Genomic DNA, 20,340 nt, shown 5'->3' on the forward strand with positions numbered 1-20,340 from the left:
TTCACTTCAATTTCTTAAGTTTTCTTCTAACTCTTTGCAAGCCTAAGATTACTAAATACACTACTGCAGATTGTATAAATAAATTCACAACCCAATACACTGCTCTAATGTACAGACTTTCGTGAACGTAAAATGGCAAACTTCTGTGAATACCACTTATAGGCAAACTGAAAATTGCGATGATTGGGTTAGTAATAGAGGTTAAATCACTTTTACTTTTTGTGAACTGAACGTCTATAAAGACAATTACAAATTGAATCACCATTAGTGCAAAAAAAACGATGAGAAACGGTCTAAGTTTTAGTTTTTTCATTTTTTTGTGATTTCTTGTTTTACTAATTTTTTCTGATAGCGTCCTTGTACAACATCTACTATTACCAGTACAGCAATTACAAAATAGAATGTTGTTTTACTCATTGGTACAATCTCGTTTCCAAAAATTTTAAGATGTGCTAAATGACCACCTTCGGTAACCAGCATGATACCAACAATAAATAAAATAAATAATCCCAATACCTCATACATCCTATTCTTTGATAAAAATGTAGAGATCTTATCAGCAAGCAACAACATCAAAAGTCCACTTATTACAATAGCTACAGCCATTACTATAAAAGCTGTTGTTGAGTTTTCTATATCACTGGTTAAACCAATAGCTGCCAATATAGAATCGAAAGAAAACACTAAATTCATTATTACAATACTCACCACAACAGCATTAGCCGATTTAGTACCCTTATCTACTGCCATTTGGTCTACAGTAAGGTCTTGAGTGGAAATCATGTGCCAAATCTCTTTAATGGCTGTGTATATGATAAAACCACCTCCTGCTAATACTATTAAGCTATGACCATTAAAGGCAAAATCTATAACATCTTTAACACTCCCTGTTAAAAATGAAAACGGTTCTTGAAAATACTCTATAACCGAAATCAAAACAAAGAGCAAAACAATTCTCAATACAATGGCTATTAATATACCAACCTTTCGCACTCGTTTTTGTTCGCTAACAGGTGCTTTTTTTGATTCTAAAGAGATATACAATAGGTTATCGAATCCTAGTACCGCCTGAAGCATTACTAGCATTAAAAGGGTAAAAATAACTTCTGCCATTTTTTAGTTTGTTGGTTTGTTAGTTTATATTCTTTCTATCGATTAAAGATAAAATAATATAGAGAATGATGATCATTGGTATTGCGGCAAAGTGTAATACTACCAACATCACCAAACTTATAATTAAAAAGATATATCGAACTGCGTTATTCTTAAAACTCCAATCTTTAAACTTTAACGCAAACAATTTTATTTTGGAATTTAGGAGATAGCAACTTGCGAGTGTCAGTACAATTAAAAACCATTTATTGATAATGATGGTATTCATTATATCATTATTCTGATATTCTAAAATGAGTGGTAATGATAAAATAAGTAAGGTGTTTGCAGGTACAGGTAAGCCTTTAAAATAGGTTTGTTGGTCTCCATCTAAATTAAACTTGGCTAATCTGTATGCTGAAGCCAAAGGGATAAACAAACCAATTAAAGGCAATACAGACATTTTAAAACCTTGCCAATGAAACACAGAATTCCAACTATCAGAATATGAAGCATAATCTGGACTATTGATAGTTAGAGATATTAGCTTAAACATTATAACACCAGGCACTACACCACTCGTTACCAAATCGGCTAAAGAATCTAACTGAATTCCTAAAGGGCTTTGCACATTAAGTTTTCTTGCTAAAAGCCCATCAAAAAAGTCGAAAAAGATGCCTAAAAACACAAAAAAAGCAGCAACAATAAAATTACCGTGTACTGCAAATATTAGAGCGATACAACCAGAAAACAAATTGAGTAGTGTAACTATATTAGGAATGTGTCGCTTAAAACTCATGAATATAATTTTTGTAAAAATATAAAAGTATTTGAGCTTAGCTTATTATTTTTTTCAAATTGTGGTTCTCACAAAACAATAAGAAGGTCTTTTTAAAGTTAAATACATAGAAAAATTGTGCATCTTTGTAAAAAATTTTGCTGTTGAAAAATTACATCGTAATTCTCTTAACACTTATAACCGCTATAGTTTCGGCACAATCTACCAGAAAGTATTCTAACGAATTTATGAATATTGGTGTAGATGCTGCTGGCCTTGGCATGAGTAATGCTGTAGTATCGCAAACAGCCGACGTTAACTCTGGATATTGGAATCCTGCAGGTTTAGTAAATCTTGAAGACAACCAACTCGCTTTAATGCATTCTAGCTATTTTGCCAATATTGCCAACTACAACTACATTGGTTATGGTATGCCTTTAGATGATCGCAGTGCTGTAGGTGTTTCGCTTATAAGGTTTGGTGTAGACGATATTTTAGACACCACACAGTTAATTGATGATGAAGGCAATATTAACTACGATAGAATTAGTACCTTTTCTACTGCTGACTATGGCTTAACCTTTTCATATGCACGAAAATTACCCTTAGATGGATTAAACTTTGGGGTTAATGCAAAAGTTATAAGACGTATTATTGGTGACTTTGCCTCGTCTTGGGGATTTGGTTTAGATGCTGGTATTCAGTTTGAAAATGATTCTGGTTGGAAATTCGGAGTTATGGCAAGAGATATTACAACGACCTATAACACTTGGTCTATTGACGAAGAAAAGTTTGAACAAATTAGTGGAGCCGTTGAAGGGCAAAACCAAGAACTGCCTGAAACTACCGAAATTACTATACCTAAGTTAGAAATTGGTATGTCTAAAAAGTGGATTTTCAACTACGATTATTCCTTATTAGCAGCAGCAAATCTTAATGTACGATTTGAAGAAAACAATGATATCTTTTCTACGTCGTTTGCAAGTATCAATCCTGCACTAGGATTTGAATTTGGCTATACAGATTTGGTTTTTTTAAGAGGTGGTGTTGGTAATTTTCAGAATGAAAGACAGATTGACAACTCTGAGAATTTAACGTTTCAACCGAATTTTGGAGTTGGTTTTAAATACAAAGGCATTCAGATTGATTATGCTTTTACAGATATTGGAGACCAAAGTGCTGCACTATATTCTAACGTATTCTCTTTAAAAATAGATTTTAGTATTTTTAGATAGTTAACCCAACACAATGAAAATAAAACTATCGCTTTTAGCTTTCTTATTTGTTACTGTTTCGTTTGCTTTTCAATTTCAGCTATCTGATGATGCTGAAGCATCCGTTTTAACTTTCGGACCAGGCACATCTCTTAATGATTCTTTTGGGCACAATGCCTTTAGAATAAAAGATGAGACCAGAGGCATAGATATAGTTTATGGTTACGGTCAGTATGATTTTGATGCACCCAACTTTTACTTAAAATTTGCTAGAGGAAAACTTAACTATCTTATAAGCAGACATTTTTTTTCTGATATTTTCAATTATTATTCCAGAGAGAACAGAACGATTAAAGAACAGGTTTTAAATCTTTCTATTGAGCAAAAACAGAAGCTTTTCAGTTATTTAGAAAATAATTATAAGCCTGAAAACAGAAAATATCTTTACGATTTTTTCTATGATAATTGCGCTACAAAAATTAGAGATGTACTTTCTACAGTTACAAACAACTCTATAAGTTTTGAAAAACCGGATAATTTTGAACAAAAGACGTTTAGAGCGCTTATCTATGAACACGTTGACAAAAATTCTTGGGGAAGTTTAGGTATTGACATCGCTCTTGGCTCTGTTGTAGATAGAGAAGCTTCTGCTATCGAGTATATGTTTTTACCAAAATATATTCATTCCTTTTTTGAAGTTTCTAAAATTAATGGAAACGACAATTTAGTTAAGTCTTCAACCATACTTTACACAAAGAAAGATAATAATTCGTCATCTAACTTTCTTTTAAGTCCACTGATGATTTTTGGATTACTTTCTATTGTTATTCTATTTATTACTTATAAAGATTATAAAAACAGTAAGCGTTCAAAATGGTTAGACATTACGCTCTTTTCTTTAACCGGAGTAATAGGTATTCTTTTATTATTCTTATGGTTTGGTACAGATCATACAGCGACTTGGCAGAATTATAATTTACTGTGGGCTTGTCCTCTCAATATTTTAGTAATAGGCCAGTTACTAAAAAGTAAAGTTAAAAATTGGGTTAAAAGTTACCTTAAGTTTTTAATTATAATGCTCTGCCTTATGACTTTGCACTGGATTATTGGTGTGCAAGTTTTTGCAATTGCTTTAATTCCTCTTCTTATCGCATTAGCAATAAGATATGTTTATTTGGTAAAATATTTCAACAGCTAGAAGCAAGTTACTGGCCTCTGTAATATAAAATTGTACTGAGAGTCTTTATAGTGATATTAAAATCTAAGAACACGCTCCTGTGTTTTATGTAGTACAAATCGTATTGTAATTTGGTAAGACTATCATCAACAGAAGAACCATACCTGGTTTTAACCTGAGCCCAACCCGTAAGTCCAGGTTTAATGATATGACGTGTTTCATAAAAGGGAATTATTCGCGATAATTCGTTAACAAAAAATGGTCGTTCTGGTCTTGGTCCTATAACACTCATATCCCCTTTTAAAACATTAAAAAACTGAGGAATTTCATCTAAACGAGATCTTCGCAAAAACTTACCAAACTTGGTAATTCGCTTATCATCCTTCTTTGCCCACTTAACACCATCTTCTTCGGCATTAACAATCATAGTTCTCAGTTTTATAATCTTAAATGGCTTTCCATTTCTTCCTATACGTTCTTGGGTATATAATAATGGGCCTTTGTTTCCTAACATATTTCCTATTAAAATAAACGGTAAAATTAAAACACCTGCTGTTAAGCCAATAATAGCTAAAAGAATATCGAACGTTCTTTGAAAAAATATATAAAGCTTATTCTCATTACTTCTACTAAAAGGGAAATATTTATAGAAATCTTTACCAACGAATTGTATTGGTACTTTATGTAATAACTCTTCATAAACCTGTGTATACTCCCTAATCTTAAAGCCTCGTTCTAGCAACATCATAAGATCGTGATAAACTTCAGCTATAATGGCCTCAGAATTGAAACTAGCTACTAAAACTTCTGATATTCTTTCCTTTTCAATGACACTCAAGAAATCTTTAGGTTGAAACTCTTTTAAACCTTTGAATTTTACCGAGTCTGGTGTAGAAGTTTCACTATTTATAAAACCAACAATTTTATAGTTAGGGTCTGATGTATTAAGTGCTTTTACCAAACCATCAATATTAGATATTTCGGCCACTAAAAGTACACGTTTGTAAAACCTTGGAGATTCTATAAGATTAATATAAAATAACCTCCATAGTAAAATAGATATAATTATCGCCAAATAAAAATAAACAATCTGAATACGTTCCTCTGGCAAATAAGGAGATAATACTGGCGTTAAAAGGTAGAACAGTACAACTGTAGATGTTGTTATTACAATATTTCTGAAAGTAGAATCAAACTTACTGGCTTTCTGCAAATCATAGAGTTCAAAAATAGTTCCGAAAATTATAATATAAACAGCTAATAAGGCAAGAGCTACGTAGTTTGATTCATTAAATTGAATATACTCAAACTTTGGATAAAGATTTAAAAAATAAATAGCCAAAAACACCATGATTATATCCATGATTCTTAAAAGAATCTTTCGTTCTGAGACTTCGAAATGGATACCTTTTTTATGTGTCATGGTTAGTTTAGCTACTGTAAATATAATAACATCAATTAATTTTCATCTTCTTATTAAGATAAAAGCTTTTCCCATTTTAATCTTACTTCTTTCCAATCGAATTTTTCTACTTTTTTACGGGCCTTTTTGATAGTCTTTAATCTAAAATCATTATTGTTTTTAAATTTTAGGATTGCATGAACCATTTCTTCAATACTATCTGGAGAAACTAAAAGACCATCTTCTCCATTGCTAATTAAAAAAGGGATTCCTCCTACATTTGTTGATACAATAGGTAATCCTAAAGCCATAGCTTCTATAACACTAACAGGTGTATTATCAAAGTTAGTAGTATTTATGAAAATATTAGATTTTTGAGATAATTTAATCCACCCATGCTTTGACAATTTTCCTGTAAAATTTACAGCTAGCTTTTTGTTTGCTGCTATTTTTTTTGTTTCACTTAATACACCATCAACCTCAGGACCTATCATTGTTAGTTTAGCATCATAGCCTTTTTTCAACAACTCTTCCAAAACTAAAACCGCCAATTGAGGGTTATAGATTTTAGAAAATGATCTTACCCAAAGTAAATTTATACTTTCAATACTTCTTTCTTTAAAATCATAATCTTCAATTTCAATAGTATTAGGGATATACTCAATGTTTTTATATCCATAATTTTCAAATACAGATTTTAAAAAATTTGATGGTGCTGTAAGTTTATATGCATTTTTAAAAATCAAAGCACTAAGTTTTGGATTGTTTTTTAACCTTGCTTCTAAATTACCTCCATGAAGTATGTTTATATATTTAATTTTAAAAACTCTACACAATTGGCTTACTATAAAAGCATAATAAAAATTAATCGTACTATAGGTGTCAATAAGTACGACATCTGTTTTGGTTGAATTAGTAATTACCAACCAAATCATGTCTAAAATGCGCAGTATTTTATTAGATTTATCCGAAGCCATTTTTACTGAATAGTTTGCACCCAGATGCGCTCCTAAAGTATCTATGGTAGATGTTGTCTTACCCTTTTTGGATAAAGCGTTTCCTATGTATAGGACGTTTTTCATTCTTTAAATTTAAAAGTGCTAAACCATAGACAAAACCCGGTGCCGCAATTCTCATAGCAGAATGGTTAATTGTAGCAAACCAAAACACTAAAAAGGCATAGAAAAAATAATTCCCTTTGTTAGCAACCCTCATATCTAAAGGCTTAAAAATCAATATAACAATTATTATTATTCCCAATATACCATGCTCTGACAAAAGCCTACTAAGCTCGTTGTGTGTAGCAACTACTTTTCCTAGTGTTTCTAGTCTTTCCTCTTTCATTCCACTAGCCCCAACCCCAAGAAAAGGATTATTTATAAAACCACTTAATTCTCCCATAAACAAATCTACTCTACCCGCTGACACATCATCTTTTTCTCTTCCTGACTTATCTTGGTTAGAGTAACGTTTATCAATTAATCCTTCTGTTTGATTGGAACTAACAACCCAAATAACTGAAGATGCTATAATCAATAAAACAAGTGAACCTATAATTATTCCTTTCTGTCTTTTGCCAGACCTATAATACACAAATAATAAGAACGCAAAAATCATTAAAATAGCTGTTAATACACCTCCTCTACTAAATGTTACTATTCCTCTAAAAGATATCAATCCAAATACTACTATGTTAACTATCTTTATAAATAATGACCTTGATTTTAGAAAAAAATTCACACAGAAAACAAACATACCCAAACCTAGAGTAGAAGAAACCTGATTAGGCCCAAAACCTCCAGAAGCAGCAAAATTTGATTGGGTACCACTCAATACATCCTTAATACTAGGAGTATATAAAAATAAATATGTAGTTAAAGTTACTACAGGCAAAGCCAAATAAAGTAAAACTTCTAATATTTGCTCTTTGGTTATTTTTTTATCATAACAATAAAGGGCACTAATTCCAAGACAGACAGGACCACTTAAAACAAAAGCAACATTTGTTCTTAGGTTAGAATCAAATCCAATATTAGCTGAAGCTACAATGATTGAAGGAATTAATAATATTAAGAAAATAAAATATGGATAAGCTTTACTTGAGATACCATTGTAAAAAACACCAAAAAGAATAAATAGAATGACAAAATATTTTGAGGATTCATAAAACACTCCTCCTCCTGTCATTCTAAAAATAACCTCTGAGCCGACAAAATAAGCACATGCCTTAAGGACAGTCAAAAACTTTTTACTCTTTGTTGAAAAAGTAATTTGTACTAAAAAATATAAAATAACTGAAAAAAAGAATATGCGTGGAAAAGGACCACCAAAATAAAGTACTATCCCAATACCTATGTGTAATAAAATTTTTAATAGATATCTCGTATCCACTTATAAAAACAAATTAATTATGATTTTAATATTAAATTATATTTATTTAAAATATCGACCAGTATTTTTTCTTCAGAATACTCTTCAATAATTTTTTTATTAAAAGCTATTGAGATTTTTTGCCTAAAATCTTTGTTTTCTATAAGCCCAATTATTTCCTTAGCAATTAATGTTGCATTATCATCATCCAGTAATACACCATAGGTTATATCTGGTATCAATTTCCCACAATCACCAACATTTGTGCATATAACAGGCAAATTACTTAGACCATACTCTAGTAGTGCCAAAGGTAAGCCTTCTGATTTGGAAACTAAAACAGCTATATCCATTTGGTTTAAAATATTCAAAATATCCTTCTTACTATCATAAAAAAACACATTGTTTTTTAATTCTAAAGCATCAATTCTATTAAAGAAAATTTTAGAATAATCATCTCCAAAATTCTTTCCAACGCAATGTAAAGTCCAGTCTGGGTAATGCTCAACTACAATTTTAAAAGCATTTAGAAGTTGTAAATGATTCTTTTGTTCTCTTAAATTTGCCAAGCAAACAATCCTCTTACCTTCATTTCCGTATATTTTTGTTGTATCAGAGTTTGAGTTTTTAAGAACCGGAAAATTCTTGATATAGTCCACTTTGTTACAAAAGAGATTATCTATTGACCACTGTTTTAATTTTTGATTGACACTGAAAATTTGATCAAAAAATATAGATGCTATCTTTAATGAAAACTTGGGTCTGCTAGATAAAAATTCGCTCTTGCCATAGTGATCATGCCAAACAATTTTTATTCTAGGTAAAGTTAATTTTATTAGAAAAGCAATAAAAAAAGATGATGAATGTGCATGAATCAAATTGATTTTTTTTGATGTGATATATTTTCTTAATTTTAAGATTGCACTAATATCTAATCTAGATTTTTTATTTAAGAAAACATATCCAACCTGCTTTTCAATACTTGGTTTAAGAGGCCCTTCTTTACGAGTTACACAAATGTGCGAACTATTAACAAAACCTAGTAATCCATTAGCGTAATTAACAGCCACTCTTTCTGCGCCACCAACATCTAGCGAGTCTATTATTTGTATTGAATTAATCATTGACTTACAGCAATGGTCTCTATTTCTTTACTTAGTCTTTCTAAGGTATATTCTTGAGCCCAAATTAAAGCGTTGTTAGCCATATCATTGAGATATTCGTCACCCTTATCCAATTCATTTAATATTAGGCTAACTGCTTCGTCAAGCTCTTCTGAAATTAATATACCTCGGTTTCCGTAGCCTAAAATCCAGGGTAAGCAAGAAATTTTGGTTGAAATAGGTATTGCACCAAAAAACATACCTTCAGCAATGGCTTTTGGCCACCCTTCACTTTTGGAAGGCAAAATAGTAAAATGAGCGTCTTTTAAACAAGATTTAACTTCACTTTTGTCTCTATTACCGTATATAATTACATCCTTTTCTAAATGATGATTATTAACATAAGACTTTATGTCATCAATTAAGTCACCGTCACCAAACATGTGCAATTCTACCTCACAGCCTTTATGCTTTAAAGCTTCTATAATTTTCACGGTAAGTTTCGGTCTTTTACCTACAACCATAGCACCAATAAAAACAAATTTTAGCTTGACTGAAAAATCACGCTTTACAAATGGAATTTTCTCATCATCTCTGTATGTTGCCGACATAAATGGAACCACTGACTTGGATTGATCTGGGTAGTCACCATATACCAAAACCTTCATGTTTTTTGTTAAAAATCTATTTGCCAATAACCATTTCTGAAATCGATAACCTATGGGTTGATTATCTTTTGGATTCCAATTACCTGCATATTTTGTACTCTTCGGCTTATTTGGAAAAAAAACCTGAACTAGAGCAGCTACAGCAGAAACATTACTTGGACATCTAAAATGCAGATGATCTGCCCTATTCATCGTTTTAAACATTTTTACAAACATGAAGGGCAACTGAGTTAATAATTTTAAAGAAGCATAAATAGATTTTATATTAAAAGATGGAACTTTAATAAGTTTAAGATTTTGATGACTATAACTTAATTCCATATCATCTATAGATTTACTATCAGTATATGGTCCAACCACTATAACATTATCAAAATGACTCGACCACATATTCATTTCGCTTATATAAGGTGCGTAACCATAATACTGACCATTTAATTCCTTATGCTCTACAAGAGTGAATATAGCAAGCGTTTTATTTCTTTTCAATTCTAATCTCTATTATAATTATATTCTGTTAATGGCTCTTCAAGCATAGCGTTCAATAAACTTATCTCCTCCTCATTATATCTGCTTTTATAAAATGACCAATTTACTTTGTTTATTTTTACATTACTTATCTTTTCTTTATGCCATTTTGTAAACTCAAGTCCTAAATAGTTCAATAAATCCTCAAAAAAAATTACTGGATCTTGGCACATATCCTCATAAAAAACCACTTTAACATTAGCGTCTTTAGATCCTCTGTAGTTTTTAAGATAGTAATTAGAATAAAACTTAATTTTTTCGTTCATCGTTAAATTATCATATGCTTCGGGATCGTTTTTGTAAAACCAACGTTGTTTAATGTAAGAACTTACTACAACTCTAGGGTCTCTTTCTATCCAAATAATAGTATAATCATCAAATAAATCATTAAATATATTTGTCCTTAAATCACCAGTGATTTTTGTAATAAAATGTTGCTTACCTTGTAATGCTACTATTTTTTTAATAGCGTTTTTGGTATTTATTATTTCGGTTTCTGATAGGCGATATGATTCATCAAATCTTTTTATATAATGATTCCAAAACCCATAAGCTTCAGATGGCTTTGGCATCTTACTAGTTTTAGAAAAATCAATATTTATTAATTCTTTTCTGTATAGGTCATTAAAACATGATAGTTTCAAAATATGAGGATATCGATTTACCCAACCAGAAATCCATGCTAAATCCTTATGATAACATATTAATTTACTCAACAATGTTGTTCCGGATCTCCCAGGTCCATTAAGGATTATATTCATCTAATTTTTAATTTTATAATAAAAATTAATATTTGTATTAGTTATTGTATCAATATTAAATATTTCTTCAACAAACTTTCTTCCTTCTTTAGCTATTTCTTTTGTTTCTTTTTTGTGTTTCAAGGCCCAAATGATTTTTTCTGCTATATCATTCGGGTTATAAGGATCACACAAAAGACCTGTTTTTTTATGCTCTATTGTCTCTGGTCCAGGACCACAGTTTGAAAAAACCACCAATTTTTCCATTGCCATTGCTTCTGGCGCAACCAATCCTTGAGTCTCCATTAAAGATGGAAACACACAAATTTCTGAAGCCGCATAGTTTTTTGCCAAAACATCTAAAGGGACAGCTCCCTTAAAATGAATATTGTTAACAGCATTTCCTATTTCTGGAAAAATAGATTCTTTTATATATTCTATATAGGATTTTCCATTTGGAAAAAACCAATCTCTTCCATAAATATTAAGCTGAATATCTTTATTAGATTCTATGACTTTTGGAATTGCTCTTATTAGTTGATCTATACCTTTTTTGGCACAAATAGTTCCAGCAAATAAAACCGTACTCTTTTTTATTTGAATTTCTGGTCGTGGTATGAAAAGGTTAAGATTAATAGGATATCTAATTACTTCCAATGGTTTGTTATTATAACTTAAAAACTTTTCCGTGTGCGTTTTAACATATTTAGAAACAGCTATAAACCCATCTGCTCTTTTAAATGATCTTTTCTCTTGAAAACTTTTCCACCAAGATACTTTTCTGTTCTCAGATTCAGCAAAAAAATGGTGCCCACCATGTAATCTAATAACATACTTTACCGTTGGAATTTTTTTTATAAATGCCATTCCCAATTCTGCAGTTTCTATAATATCTATAGGTCTGAGAGCATTTACTTGCGACAATTTTGAGTTAATCGATTTATTATTAAACAACCAGGTCAACCCTTTAATTTTTTTGGGCTTAAGTCGATAAATCTCTATATCATTTTCATTTTCATACTCATTTTTCTTTGTATAAACATTTATTCCTATGATAGACACTTGATGTCCATACTCTATTAGCTTATGACTAATTGTATGAACAAAAGTTCCCACACCACCGTGTGGGAAACCCTCTTTTGGGTACTCATTTGTAATGAAGCATATATGCATTATAATAAGGCTTTAGCTATATGTTTTGAACTTTCGTCTAACGGATGCAATACTAATTTCTCTTTCCATTTTTGGATATCTGGAGCTATATTTACTGGTGAATCTAAGGTATTTAAAACCTGTTGTCTAATTTCACTCTTACTTTTTATCCAACCTACAGCATTTAATCCTTGCATACTTCTAAAATGTTGAAAATTATAAATTATTTCTGTACTCCAAGACATATCATTAGAAGGGTTGTAATTAAGATACAAACACGGTTTATTAAATGTTGCAAAGTCTAAAGCCATAGTAGAACCTAAATTCACTACCAATTCACAGTGGTATGCTAAATTAATTTGCATATTTACATCCTCATACTTAGGAAAGTACCCTACCCATCCAGTTTCTGACTGAATATTCCATAATGGGTCTATAGCTACAATTAAATCTTTATACTTTTTTAAAACTTCATCATACCTATCTGAAAAATCTACTGGACATCTTCTAAAAATAATTTGAAGTGTGTCTTTTTCTGCATTTAAAGTTTCTGCTACATCTCTTAGAAAATGTTGATCGTATGGAGATGTAATAATATCATCACCACTAAAACAAATCCACTGCCTTTTGGGATCTAAATTATATTTTTTTGCAAAGTCCTCCCGAGATAAAATCCTTTCATTATCTAGATAAAATTCAAATTGTGGAGTTCCCAACCTTAGTACCTTGTCTGTAGGTATTTCTGGGTAATAATCTTTCATCTCATCTTTCATCCAATGCGACCATACCACGTAATTATCTGTTTTAACGGCTAATCTTGCTTTTGGCAAATTGTCCCATGAGAAAATTGCTGTTGTAGTTTCAATGCCTAATTTGTGTGCTGCAATACAAATTGGCATTACACCAGGCACACGCTGATGAGTAATGAAGATAGAAGTTGGTTTTAACTCTTCTAAATCCTTTTTATATTTCTTGATAATATCAGCAGAAATATGCTTTTGAGATTTAGCCTCATACATCAAAATCTTAGAATAATCATCACCAATAAAATTACCCAATAATTCTGCAAACTTATAAAGTAATTTAGCCTTTATACTATAACCTGGTTTTCTCCAATTAGTTAAAATTGTGGGATTTGTCTTTAATTTTGTATTTCTTTTTAATCGTGCATACGTGGTTGCTTCTCTGTAAAGTCTTGTTAAACTGCTTTCTGGTTTAAATGTAATCTGTCTGTATCCAAACTCTATTTGATGTATTTTCTTTACATCTTCAAAAGCTTCGATAGGTAAAGGTGACCATATTGTTATTTTCGCCTTGCTTCTAAGATACTTTATAATACCTGAATATAGATAGTTTTTTATTCCAACTCCGTCTGGAACTAAAAAAAGGATATGCTTATTCTGAAAATTATCAGTCACTTTTTTTTACTTTTTTAAAGTATTTATTGATACTATCTGATACCATATTAGAAAATTTTGTTGCACCTATTTTATTTAAATGGTAAGAATTATAAAAGTAATATGTATCATAACAAATAGAATCTTTTGTAAAGTCTATAAACTCTACACCATCATATTTATTAGCTACATTTTTAACATCTCTTATCGTTTTATCTAAAATATCACTTTCTAGGTATTGTCTACCCACATATTCTGGCGCCCAAACTAATAGCAAAGGTATTTTTGATTGGTTAATATCCAAAACTTCTGTCTCAAAAAAACTCAACCTTTCCTTATAATTAAATTTTGAATAATCAAACTTTTTACCATTTAGTTCTTTTAGCCTATTTTCAAAGGAATTATTCCATTTTTGATTACTCCCACTAAAACCTTTTATAGTATTAAGATTTTTTTCTTCAATACCTATTAAACTTTTTAACGAAAGACTTATTAAATCAAAATTCTCTCTATACTTTGACATTGGGAACAGGTACTCATAAAAAACACTCGCATCTATATTGCTCATATCTTTATAATTTTTAAGAGAGTAATATGGTAAAAATTGCTTTTTATTATATATCTCTGAGCTTTTACTTAGAGAACCTATATCTACATTTAGTACAATTAATTCTGGTTTTGAATTATTTCTTAAATAAGCATTCCTTTTTATTTTTTGGATATCAAAAGCAGAACCATTAGACCCTAAATTGTATGAATACACATTCAACTTTTCATCAAAAATTTGAGGGTCATAATGCTTTAATGTACGAGATGACCCCAAGAATAGTATATCGGCATTAATTTCTCCATTATATAGCTTATTCCAATTATAATATGTATCGTCTTCACTTTGTCTAAGACCTATATCTATGACTATCTGAATCAACCATAAAAGAAGATAAAACAGAAAACCAACTTTGCAACATTTAACTATAAACTGCTTCATTTTTAAAATTGAAAATATATGAAACCGTTGGCCTCGTTTTTAATGCTTAAAATTATAGTAAGAAGAATAAAAAAATACATACAATACCTTAAGTACTTTTTAGATTGTAAAACACCACCTATTATTGATTCTCTATTCCTATTATACCACTCTACTAGAAAGAAAAAAGCAATACAAAATATTAGAGGTTTAACATCAACATTCACGGTACGGTCCGAAGATAATGTTAAATAATCTTCATTTACGATTATTCTCCTAAGATAACCAAAAGCATGATTAAGGTTTTGAGCTCTAAAAAAAATCCAAGCTAAGGTTGTTAAAAAAAAAGTTGATAGTATTTGAAAGAGCGTTTTTAATGAGGGAAAAAACTGGTCTGGCGATAGTTCACCTACAAACTTTTTATTTTTATCTCTTAACATTATAGGTATAAAAAATAACGCATTAAGTACTCCCCATACAATAAAAGTCCAGTTGGCTCCATGCCAAAATCCGCTTACAGTAAATATTATTATTACATTTCTAATTTTAGACCAACTACTTCCCCTACTACCGCCTAGAGGGATATATAGATAATCTCTAAACCAAGTTGAAAGTGAAATATGCCATCGTCTCCAAAACTCAGCTATATTTCTAGAAAAATAAGGATAGTTAAAGTTCTTCATTAAATCAAATCCAAAAAGACGACTCACTCCAATGGCTATATTAGAATATCCTGCAAAATCACCATAAATTTGTAAAGCAAACATAATAGAACCAAAAACCAAGGTTAAACTAGAGTAATCTTTATAGTTACTAAATATATCATTAACATACAAAGCACATCCATCTGCAATAACGATTTTTTGAAAAAAACCCCAAAGAATTAATCGCATTCCCGAAACAGCTTTATTATATTCAAAAACTCTTTCTTTATAAAACTGAGGTAATAGATTAGTGGCTCTTTCTATTGGCCCTGCTACCAATTGCGGAAAAAAGCTTACAAAAGCAAAAAAAGAAATAATATCCTTTGAGGGCTCCATTTTGTTCCTATAAATATCTATTGTATAGCTTAAAGTCTGAAACGTATAAAAGCTTATACCAACTGGAAGAATGATGTTTAAAGTTATGGAGTTTAAATGAATACCTATGAGATTTAAACTGGCTGTAAGATTTTCAATAAAAAAATTGTAATATTTAAAAAAACCTAGAATACCTAGATTTATAAAAATACTCAAGTATAGATAGGTCTTCCTTTTTTTTTGGTTACTAGAACGAGAAAGCTTTCTGCCTATGTAAAAATCTACCAGCGAGCTTAATACAATAAGACCTAGAAACCTCCAATCCCACCAGCCATAAAAAATATAACTTATAATGACTAAAAAAAAGTTCTGTAGTCTTACATTTCTATTAAACACGAACCAATACAGAAAAAAAACAACAGGAATAAAAAATAGAAAATCTAAAGAATTAAAGAGCATCTTTAAATTGTTTTTGATGATTTATTGTCCAAAAACCATCAGATTCTAAACTCTTTAAAAACAAAGTAGAACTATTACCTTGACCGAAACTATTAGTAAATTCTTTTGTTTTAATCGGCAATTCTGCTAAAGCTTCTAATATGTCTCTTTTATGACATGAAACATTAATAATTTTTGAGGATGATGCTCTATTTAACTGTCTATTGCCTATATTAATTGTAGGAATACCATAATATGGTGCTTCTCTTACACCTGCGCTGCTGTTTCCGATTATAAATTCTGAATTTTTAAGAAGAGTTAAAAAGTACTCAAAACGAATTGATGGAAAAATTTTAAATTTTCTATTACCAATCAATCGTTCATAAGCTTTTAAAATTAACTTACTACCTAAATCATTATTTGGGTAAATAACCACATAGTTTTTATCGCTTTCAATTAGTGCATCGACTAATTGATTGGTCTCTTCTTCTGTTTTTTCAACTTCTGTGGTTACAGGATGATGCATAACTACTGAGAAGTTTTCAAAATCGATTTCGTAATAACACTTTACTTCTTCTATATTAGGTAAGTTATTAGAAAACATAATATCTACATCTGGAGAACCAATTGTAAAAATAGATTCCTCCAGCTCTCCCATTTGTATTAAACGCTGTTTTGCCTCATCATTAGAGGTATAGTGAATATGGCTTAATTTAGATACAGAATGTCTAATCAACTCATCAATAGTTCCCGATAGCTCCCCTCCTTCTATGTGAGCTACCAAAATGTTATTAAGACTCCCTACAATAGCACCTGCTAAAGCCTCAACTCTGTCACCATGTACAACGATTAAATCTGGATTTACCTCTTTAATATAGGCTGAAAAACCATTTATTGTTTTTGCTAATGTCAAATCCATCGTAGCTTCATCTGTATGATTATGAAAAGTTGATATATTTTCAAATCCACATCGCTCCACCTCTATGAGTGTATAACCGTATTCCTTTAGCAAATGCATACCAGTTACAAATATGAACGGCTCAAACCCAGAGTGATGCTCTACACTCTGAATTAATGATTTTATTTTACCAAAATCCGCTCTTGTACCAGTAAGAAATACAATTTTTCGCATTTATAACTTATAACCCAAAACAGTTAAACTTTTGCTCATTATACCATTCAGTTTTAATTTAATATCAGGATTTAAATTATTTACTTTGTGGTTTGTGCTAACAATTTTAGACAAATCAAAAGTACACTGTTGATTTACATTGACAAATTGAAGTATTTTACTCAACTCTCCTTTTGGATTCTCACAAAAATCTTCATAGCTTATTGAATGTTGTCTGTCTTTTCCAATTTTGGTTAAGAAATTAGAAATTTCAATAATAGAATCGTTATAATATTCTGCACATTTAAAAAGAAAATCTTCTTCAGAAAATGCATCTTGATAAGCTTTTACTCTAGGATATTCTTTTGTACACCAAGATTTAGAAACTGAGAATCCATTTCTATATAAATGGATGTATTTTGCATCTGGAAACATCTTATCAATTTCATCTAACAAAAAAGTGATTGCAGGACTTTTTAAAATAAAAACCTTATTGTTCGCATTGATCTTATTTTCGATAATCAATTTTAGCTTGAAACGATAATAAGCCGTCCATTGTTTTAAAGACTCCTTAGCTGTAAGTCTATAATTAATTAAGTCACTTAGCATAGGACTTCTTTCCTTACCACCAAATAGAGCTGGAAGAAACCAATCATACTGCTCGTTTTTATCTATTTGAATTCCTGGATTTGTCTCCAAGACATCAACCATTAAATCACTTCCGCATCGACCAGTACCTATAATGAATATTGGAGCTTCTATTTTATTTGTAGCTCTTGCTTTAAGCGTCTTTACTATAATTTTTATTTTTTCTAAAACAGTCATTTAATTAAAATCCTTGTAATCTATATGTTCCCCTTCTTCAATATTTCTAACTGCCCTTTTGCCTAGGACATCATTAAATTTTTCTGCTAAAATTTTTCCTGTCCCAGGTCGTTTTACCCAAATGTTTTCTTCTGAGAGTATTTCTCCTTTTTTTATATTTCTTATAGTACAAACTGTTGCGAAGGCAAAGTCTATTGTTACTTTTTCTTCTTTAGCAGGTGCTTTTGTTCCACCACGCATAGACCAAATTTCTTCACTTCCTTTAATTAGGTTGACACATTCCTGCTCATCCATACTACAAACAATATCAGGCCCTGTTCTTTGCATGTAATCTGTGAAATGACGTTCTAAAATTGAAGCTCCTAATGCCACTGCTCCAAGGCATGCATTATTATTCAGAGTATGATCGCTTAAACCAAACACAAGTTCTGGAAAAGCCTCATGCAACTCTAACATAGCACCATAACGTACCAAATGAAAAGGTGTTGGATACAAATTAGTTGTATGTAAAATTGCTACAGGTGTATTATACTTTTTAAATACCTTAATTGCTTTTGTAACACTTTCTATGGTATTCATCCCAGTGCTTAAAATAACAGGTTTTCCGAACTTAGCTATATGCTCTAATAGTGGATAATTATTGCATTCACCAGAACCTATTTTGAAAGCTGGCACATCAAACTTGTTTAAACGTTCTGCTGCAGCTCTAGAAAAAGGTGTAGACAGAAAGATCATGCCTTTAGATTCAACATAATTCTTAAGTTCCAATTCATCTTGTTCATTTAGAGCACAACGCTCCATAATTTCATATATTGAAACATCTGCATTTCCTGGAATGACAGACTTGGCTGCTTTACTCATTTCATCTTCTACTACATGTGTTTGATGCTTTACCATTTCCACTCCTGCTCTATGTGCGGCATCTACCATTTCCTTTGCGACTTTAAGGGAGCCTTCATGATTGATACCTATCTCAGCTATAACCAGTGGTGGGTAATCTCTCCCTATTTTTCTACCTGATATTTCTATAAATGGGTGCATTACTTTTTTAATTTTCTGCCTACTTTATAAATAAACGACGTTCTTATTTTATTTTTTATCCAAAACACATACTGTCTTACTGTAGGATTTATAAAAATTAATTGACCACCACCAGACCATTTGCTTGGAGAAGAGACTCCATAGCTTGGTGATTTATAATTACTTATAATCTCAACATGTTTTGAATTAGGAAAAAGCTTTTTTAATGCTTTTACTTGTTGAGTTCTAAGACCTTCTATATATATTATGCTATTTTGTTTAACATTATACTTTAATTTTTCTAAACTATTATCTGAACCGTCTACAATTATTAAATCAAATTTAGTTTCTTTATCAATCTGAGAAACATTGTTTAATAGCTTAATCTTACCATAATTATCTTTTAAATTTAAAGGCAATTGATTTAAACAAAATTCATTGGCTTCTGTTCCTGTATAATTAATATTTTTATTTGTTTCCCTAGCATAATTAAGCACTGTGTCAGAAATACTTCCTATGCCCAAACCTATTTCTAAAATTTGATTAATTTTAAAAGTATCTATTATACGTAAAATAGTAATTAAGGCAAATTCACTTGCTATATAATCTGCGCCTAATGCCTTAGAAAACTTTTTATACGTGTCTTTTGCTATCTGATTAGTAATTATCATTTTTATTATATTTTTTGAATAAATATTGAGCGTAATCAAAATCCTCTTCAGTATCTATATCAACATTGGCGAATCTATGATTTACAATATAAGGGTAGGATTGTTCATTAAAAATTACATTATTTCTTATTAATGAAGCTTTTGTAATATAAAGTAAACCATTTTCATAATACAAAGGCTCTAAATCTTGACTCCTCTGTCCTATTTTATAATTAAAAGGCTCAAATTTTTCTTCATTTATTTTACCCAGCTTTTTATGATCTCTACTCACGGTAAATAAACTTTCAGCATTACTTTTTTTATACTTATGAAATGCTTCGCTTAAAAGTTTTTTAGGTCTAAATGGGTTAGTGGGTTGTAACAGTATAACAGTATCTACATCTTTCAATTGCTGTAATGCGTGTATCAATACGGAAACAGTTGGTTCATGGTCTCCACTAATTTCTTCTGGTCTATCAATAACCTTGGCTTTAAATTTTAATGCTATTTTTTTTATTTCTTCATTGTTAGTGGATACATAAATATCGTCAATGATATGAGCGTTATTTTTAGCATAGTTTATAGAATGCGCTAATAGTGGTAAATTACCAAGAACTTTTACATTCTTATTTGGTAGTCTTTTAGATCCACCTCTTGCTGGGATTATTGCAATTGTCTTTTCCAAAGGA

The 20,340-nt window shown here is 30.5% G+C and carries 20 protein-coding genes; 2 read left to right on the forward strand and 18 right to left on the reverse strand.

All coding sequences use genetic code 11. The features are described 5' to 3' along the window. Window position 1 precedes the first annotated feature (1 nt). From MST30_RS00420 to MST30_RS00430, 3 genes are read right to left on the reverse strand one after another with little or no spacing between them, the layout of a single operon-like run. The gene (locus MST30_RS00420; protein WP_243472442.1) at window positions 2-313 is read right to left on the reverse strand and encodes a hypothetical protein; all 312 of its coding nucleotides are present in this window, start codon (window positions 311-313) and stop codon (window positions 2-4) included. Then, window positions 310-1,113 (reverse strand): TerC family protein, encoded by an 804-nt coding sequence (locus MST30_RS00425; protein ID WP_243472443.1) that lies wholly within the window; start codon window positions 1,111-1,113, stop codon window positions 310-312. Before MST30_RS00425 ends, MST30_RS00420 begins: the two co-directional genes overlap by 4 nt. Before the next feature lie 19 nt (window positions 1,114-1,132). Beyond that, on the reverse strand, window positions 1,133-1,891 hold the full coding sequence (locus MST30_RS00430) for a CDP-alcohol phosphatidyltransferase family protein (protein ID WP_243472444.1): 759 nt from the start codon (window positions 1,889-1,891) through the stop codon (window positions 1,133-1,135). A gap of 143 nt (window positions 1,892-2,034) precedes the next feature. On the opposite strand from MST30_RS00430, the gene MST30_RS00435 reads away from it, so the two are divergent. Continuing rightward, window positions 2,035-3,105, forward strand: coding sequence for a putative type IX sorting system protein PorV2 (locus tag MST30_RS00435; RefSeq protein ID WP_243472445.1), 1,071 nt, complete (start codon window positions 2,035-2,037; stop codon window positions 3,103-3,105). Between the two features lie 13 nt (window positions 3,106-3,118). Further along, window positions 3,119-4,282: an Lnb N-terminal periplasmic domain-containing protein gene (locus MST30_RS00440; RefSeq protein ID WP_243472446.1), complete on the forward strand. Its 1,164-nt coding sequence runs from the start codon at window positions 3,119-3,121 to the stop codon at window positions 4,280-4,282. Window positions 4,283-4,289: 7 nt separating this feature from the next. Here MST30_RS00440 and MST30_RS00445 read toward each other — a convergent pair whose 3' ends face one another. The 15 genes from MST30_RS00445 to MST30_RS00515 all read right to left on the reverse strand — a co-directional run bounded on the left by MST30_RS00445 (window position 4,290) and on the right by MST30_RS00515 (window position 20,336). Then, a complete protein-coding gene (locus tag MST30_RS00445) occupies window positions 4,290-5,684 on the reverse strand; it encodes a sugar transferase (RefSeq protein ID WP_243472447.1) in 1,395 nt (464 codons plus the stop codon). Between the two features lie 53 nt (window positions 5,685-5,737). Beyond that, complete coding sequence (locus tag MST30_RS00450; RefSeq protein ID WP_243472448.1) at window positions 5,738-6,745, reverse strand: glycosyltransferase family 4 protein; 1,008 nt, start codon at window positions 6,743-6,745, stop codon at window positions 5,738-5,740. Continuing rightward, entirely contained in the window at window positions 6,699-8,054 is a 1,356-nt protein-coding gene (locus MST30_RS00455; RefSeq protein WP_243472449.1) for an O-antigen ligase family protein, read from the reverse strand. Before MST30_RS00455 ends, MST30_RS00450 begins: the two co-directional genes overlap by 47 nt. A gap of 17 nt (window positions 8,055-8,071) precedes the next feature. Then, window positions 8,072-9,157: a glycosyltransferase family 4 protein gene (locus MST30_RS00460; protein WP_243472450.1), complete on the reverse strand. Its 1,086-nt coding sequence runs from the start codon at window positions 9,155-9,157 to the stop codon at window positions 8,072-8,074. Next, complete coding sequence (locus tag MST30_RS00465) at window positions 9,154-10,293, reverse strand: glycosyltransferase family 4 protein (protein WP_243472451.1); 1,140 nt, start codon at window positions 10,291-10,293, stop codon at window positions 9,154-9,156. Before MST30_RS00465 ends, MST30_RS00460 begins: the two co-directional genes overlap by 4 nt. A gap of 2 nt (window positions 10,294-10,295) precedes the next feature. Then, the gene (locus MST30_RS00470) at window positions 10,296-11,093 is read right to left on the reverse strand and encodes a sulfotransferase (protein WP_243472452.1); all 798 of its coding nucleotides are present in this window, start codon (window positions 11,091-11,093) and stop codon (window positions 10,296-10,298) included. Further along, window positions 11,094-12,245, reverse strand: coding sequence for a glycosyltransferase family 4 protein (locus tag MST30_RS00475; RefSeq protein WP_243472453.1), 1,152 nt, complete (start codon window positions 12,243-12,245; stop codon window positions 11,094-11,096). Further along, window positions 12,245-13,642 carry a hypothetical protein gene (locus MST30_RS00480; protein WP_243472454.1) on the reverse strand — a complete coding sequence of 466 codons (1,398 nt, stop codon included), beginning with the start codon at window positions 13,640-13,642 and terminating at the stop codon, window positions 12,245-12,247. Before MST30_RS00480 ends, MST30_RS00475 begins: the two co-directional genes overlap by 1 nt. After that, window positions 13,635-14,609, reverse strand: coding sequence for a DUF1574 family protein (locus MST30_RS00485; RefSeq protein ID WP_243472455.1), 975 nt, complete (start codon window positions 14,607-14,609; stop codon window positions 13,635-13,637). Before MST30_RS00485 ends, MST30_RS00480 begins: the two co-directional genes overlap by 8 nt. A 2-nt stretch (window positions 14,610-14,611) precedes the next feature. After that, complete coding sequence (locus tag MST30_RS00490) at window positions 14,612-15,823, reverse strand: MBOAT family O-acyltransferase (RefSeq protein WP_346346973.1); 1,212 nt, start codon at window positions 15,821-15,823, stop codon at window positions 14,612-14,614. A 232-nt stretch (window positions 15,824-16,055) separates the two neighbouring features. Further along, window positions 16,056-17,177, reverse strand: a complete 1,122-nt coding sequence (gene neuC / locus MST30_RS00495; RefSeq protein ID WP_243472457.1) for a UDP-N-acetylglucosamine 2-epimerase — start codon at window positions 17,175-17,177, stop codon at window positions 16,056-16,058. Continuing rightward, entirely contained in the window at window positions 17,178-17,981 is an 804-nt protein-coding gene (locus MST30_RS00500; RefSeq protein ID WP_243472458.1) for a sulfotransferase family protein, read from the reverse strand. Then, a complete protein-coding gene (gene neuB, locus MST30_RS00505) occupies window positions 17,982-19,022 on the reverse strand; it encodes an N-acetylneuraminate synthase (protein ID WP_243472459.1) in 1,041 nt (346 codons plus the stop codon). It lies immediately after the preceding gene. Then, window positions 19,022-19,672 (reverse strand): hypothetical protein, encoded by a 651-nt coding sequence (locus MST30_RS00510; protein WP_243472460.1) that lies wholly within the window; start codon window positions 19,670-19,672, stop codon window positions 19,022-19,024. The genes neuB and MST30_RS00510 overlap by 1 nt, the downstream gene beginning before the upstream one ends. Then, entirely contained in the window at window positions 19,659-20,336 is a 678-nt protein-coding gene (locus MST30_RS00515) for an acylneuraminate cytidylyltransferase family protein (RefSeq protein WP_243472461.1), read from the reverse strand. The genes MST30_RS00510 and MST30_RS00515 overlap by 14 nt, the downstream gene beginning before the upstream one ends. Window positions 20,337-20,340 lie beyond the last annotated feature (4 nt).

This window comes from Winogradskyella sp. MH6 (genome assembly GCF_022810765.1).
Lineage (GTDB): Bacteria > Bacteroidota > Bacteroidia > Flavobacteriales > Flavobacteriaceae > Winogradskyella.

Coding starts and splice junctions, on each gene's coding strand:
- MST30_RS00450 (WP_243472448.1), bottom strand. CDS start 6,745: ATGAAAAACGTCCTATACATAGGAAACGCTTTATCCAAAAAGGGTAAG.
- MST30_RS00445 (WP_243472447.1), bottom strand. CDS start 5,684: ATGACACATAAAAAAGGTATCCATTTCGAAGTCTCAGAACGAAAGATT.
- MST30_RS00425 (WP_243472443.1), bottom strand. CDS start 1,113: ATGGCAGAAGTTATTTTTACCCTTTTAATGCTAGTAATGCTTCAGGCG.
- neuB (WP_243472459.1), bottom strand. CDS start 19,022: ATGCACCCATTTATAGAAATATCAGGTAGAAAAATAGGGAGAGATTAC.
- MST30_RS00475 (WP_243472453.1), bottom strand. CDS start 12,245: ATGCATATATGCTTCATTACAAATGAGTACCCAAAAGAGGGTTTCCCA.
- MST30_RS00485 (WP_243472455.1), bottom strand. CDS start 14,609: ATGAAGCAGTTTATAGTTAAATGTTGCAAAGTTGGTTTTCTGTTTTAT.
- MST30_RS00470 (WP_243472452.1), bottom strand. CDS start 11,093: ATGAATATAATCCTTAATGGACCTGGGAGATCCGGAACAACATTGTTG.
- neuC (WP_243472457.1), bottom strand. CDS start 17,177: ATGCGAAAAATTGTATTTCTTACTGGTACAAGAGCGGATTTTGGTAAA.
- MST30_RS00420 (WP_243472442.1), bottom strand. CDS start 313: ATGAAAAAACTAAAACTTAGACCGTTTCTCATCGTTTTTTTTGCACTA.
- MST30_RS00460 (WP_243472450.1), bottom strand. CDS start 9,157: ATGATTAATTCAATACAAATAATAGACTCGCTAGATGTTGGTGGCGCA.
- MST30_RS00440 (WP_243472446.1), top strand. CDS start 3,119: ATGAAAATAAAACTATCGCTTTTAGCTTTCTTATTTGTTACTGTTTCG.
- MST30_RS00430 (WP_243472444.1), bottom strand. CDS start 1,891: ATGAGTTTTAAGCGACACATTCCTAATATAGTTACACTACTCAATTTG.
- MST30_RS00510 (WP_243472460.1), bottom strand. CDS start 19,672: ATGATAATTACTAATCAGATAGCAAAAGACACGTATAAAAAGTTTTCT.
- MST30_RS00500 (WP_243472458.1), bottom strand. CDS start 17,981: ATGACTGTTTTAGAAAAAATAAAAATTATAGTAAAGACGCTTAAAGCA.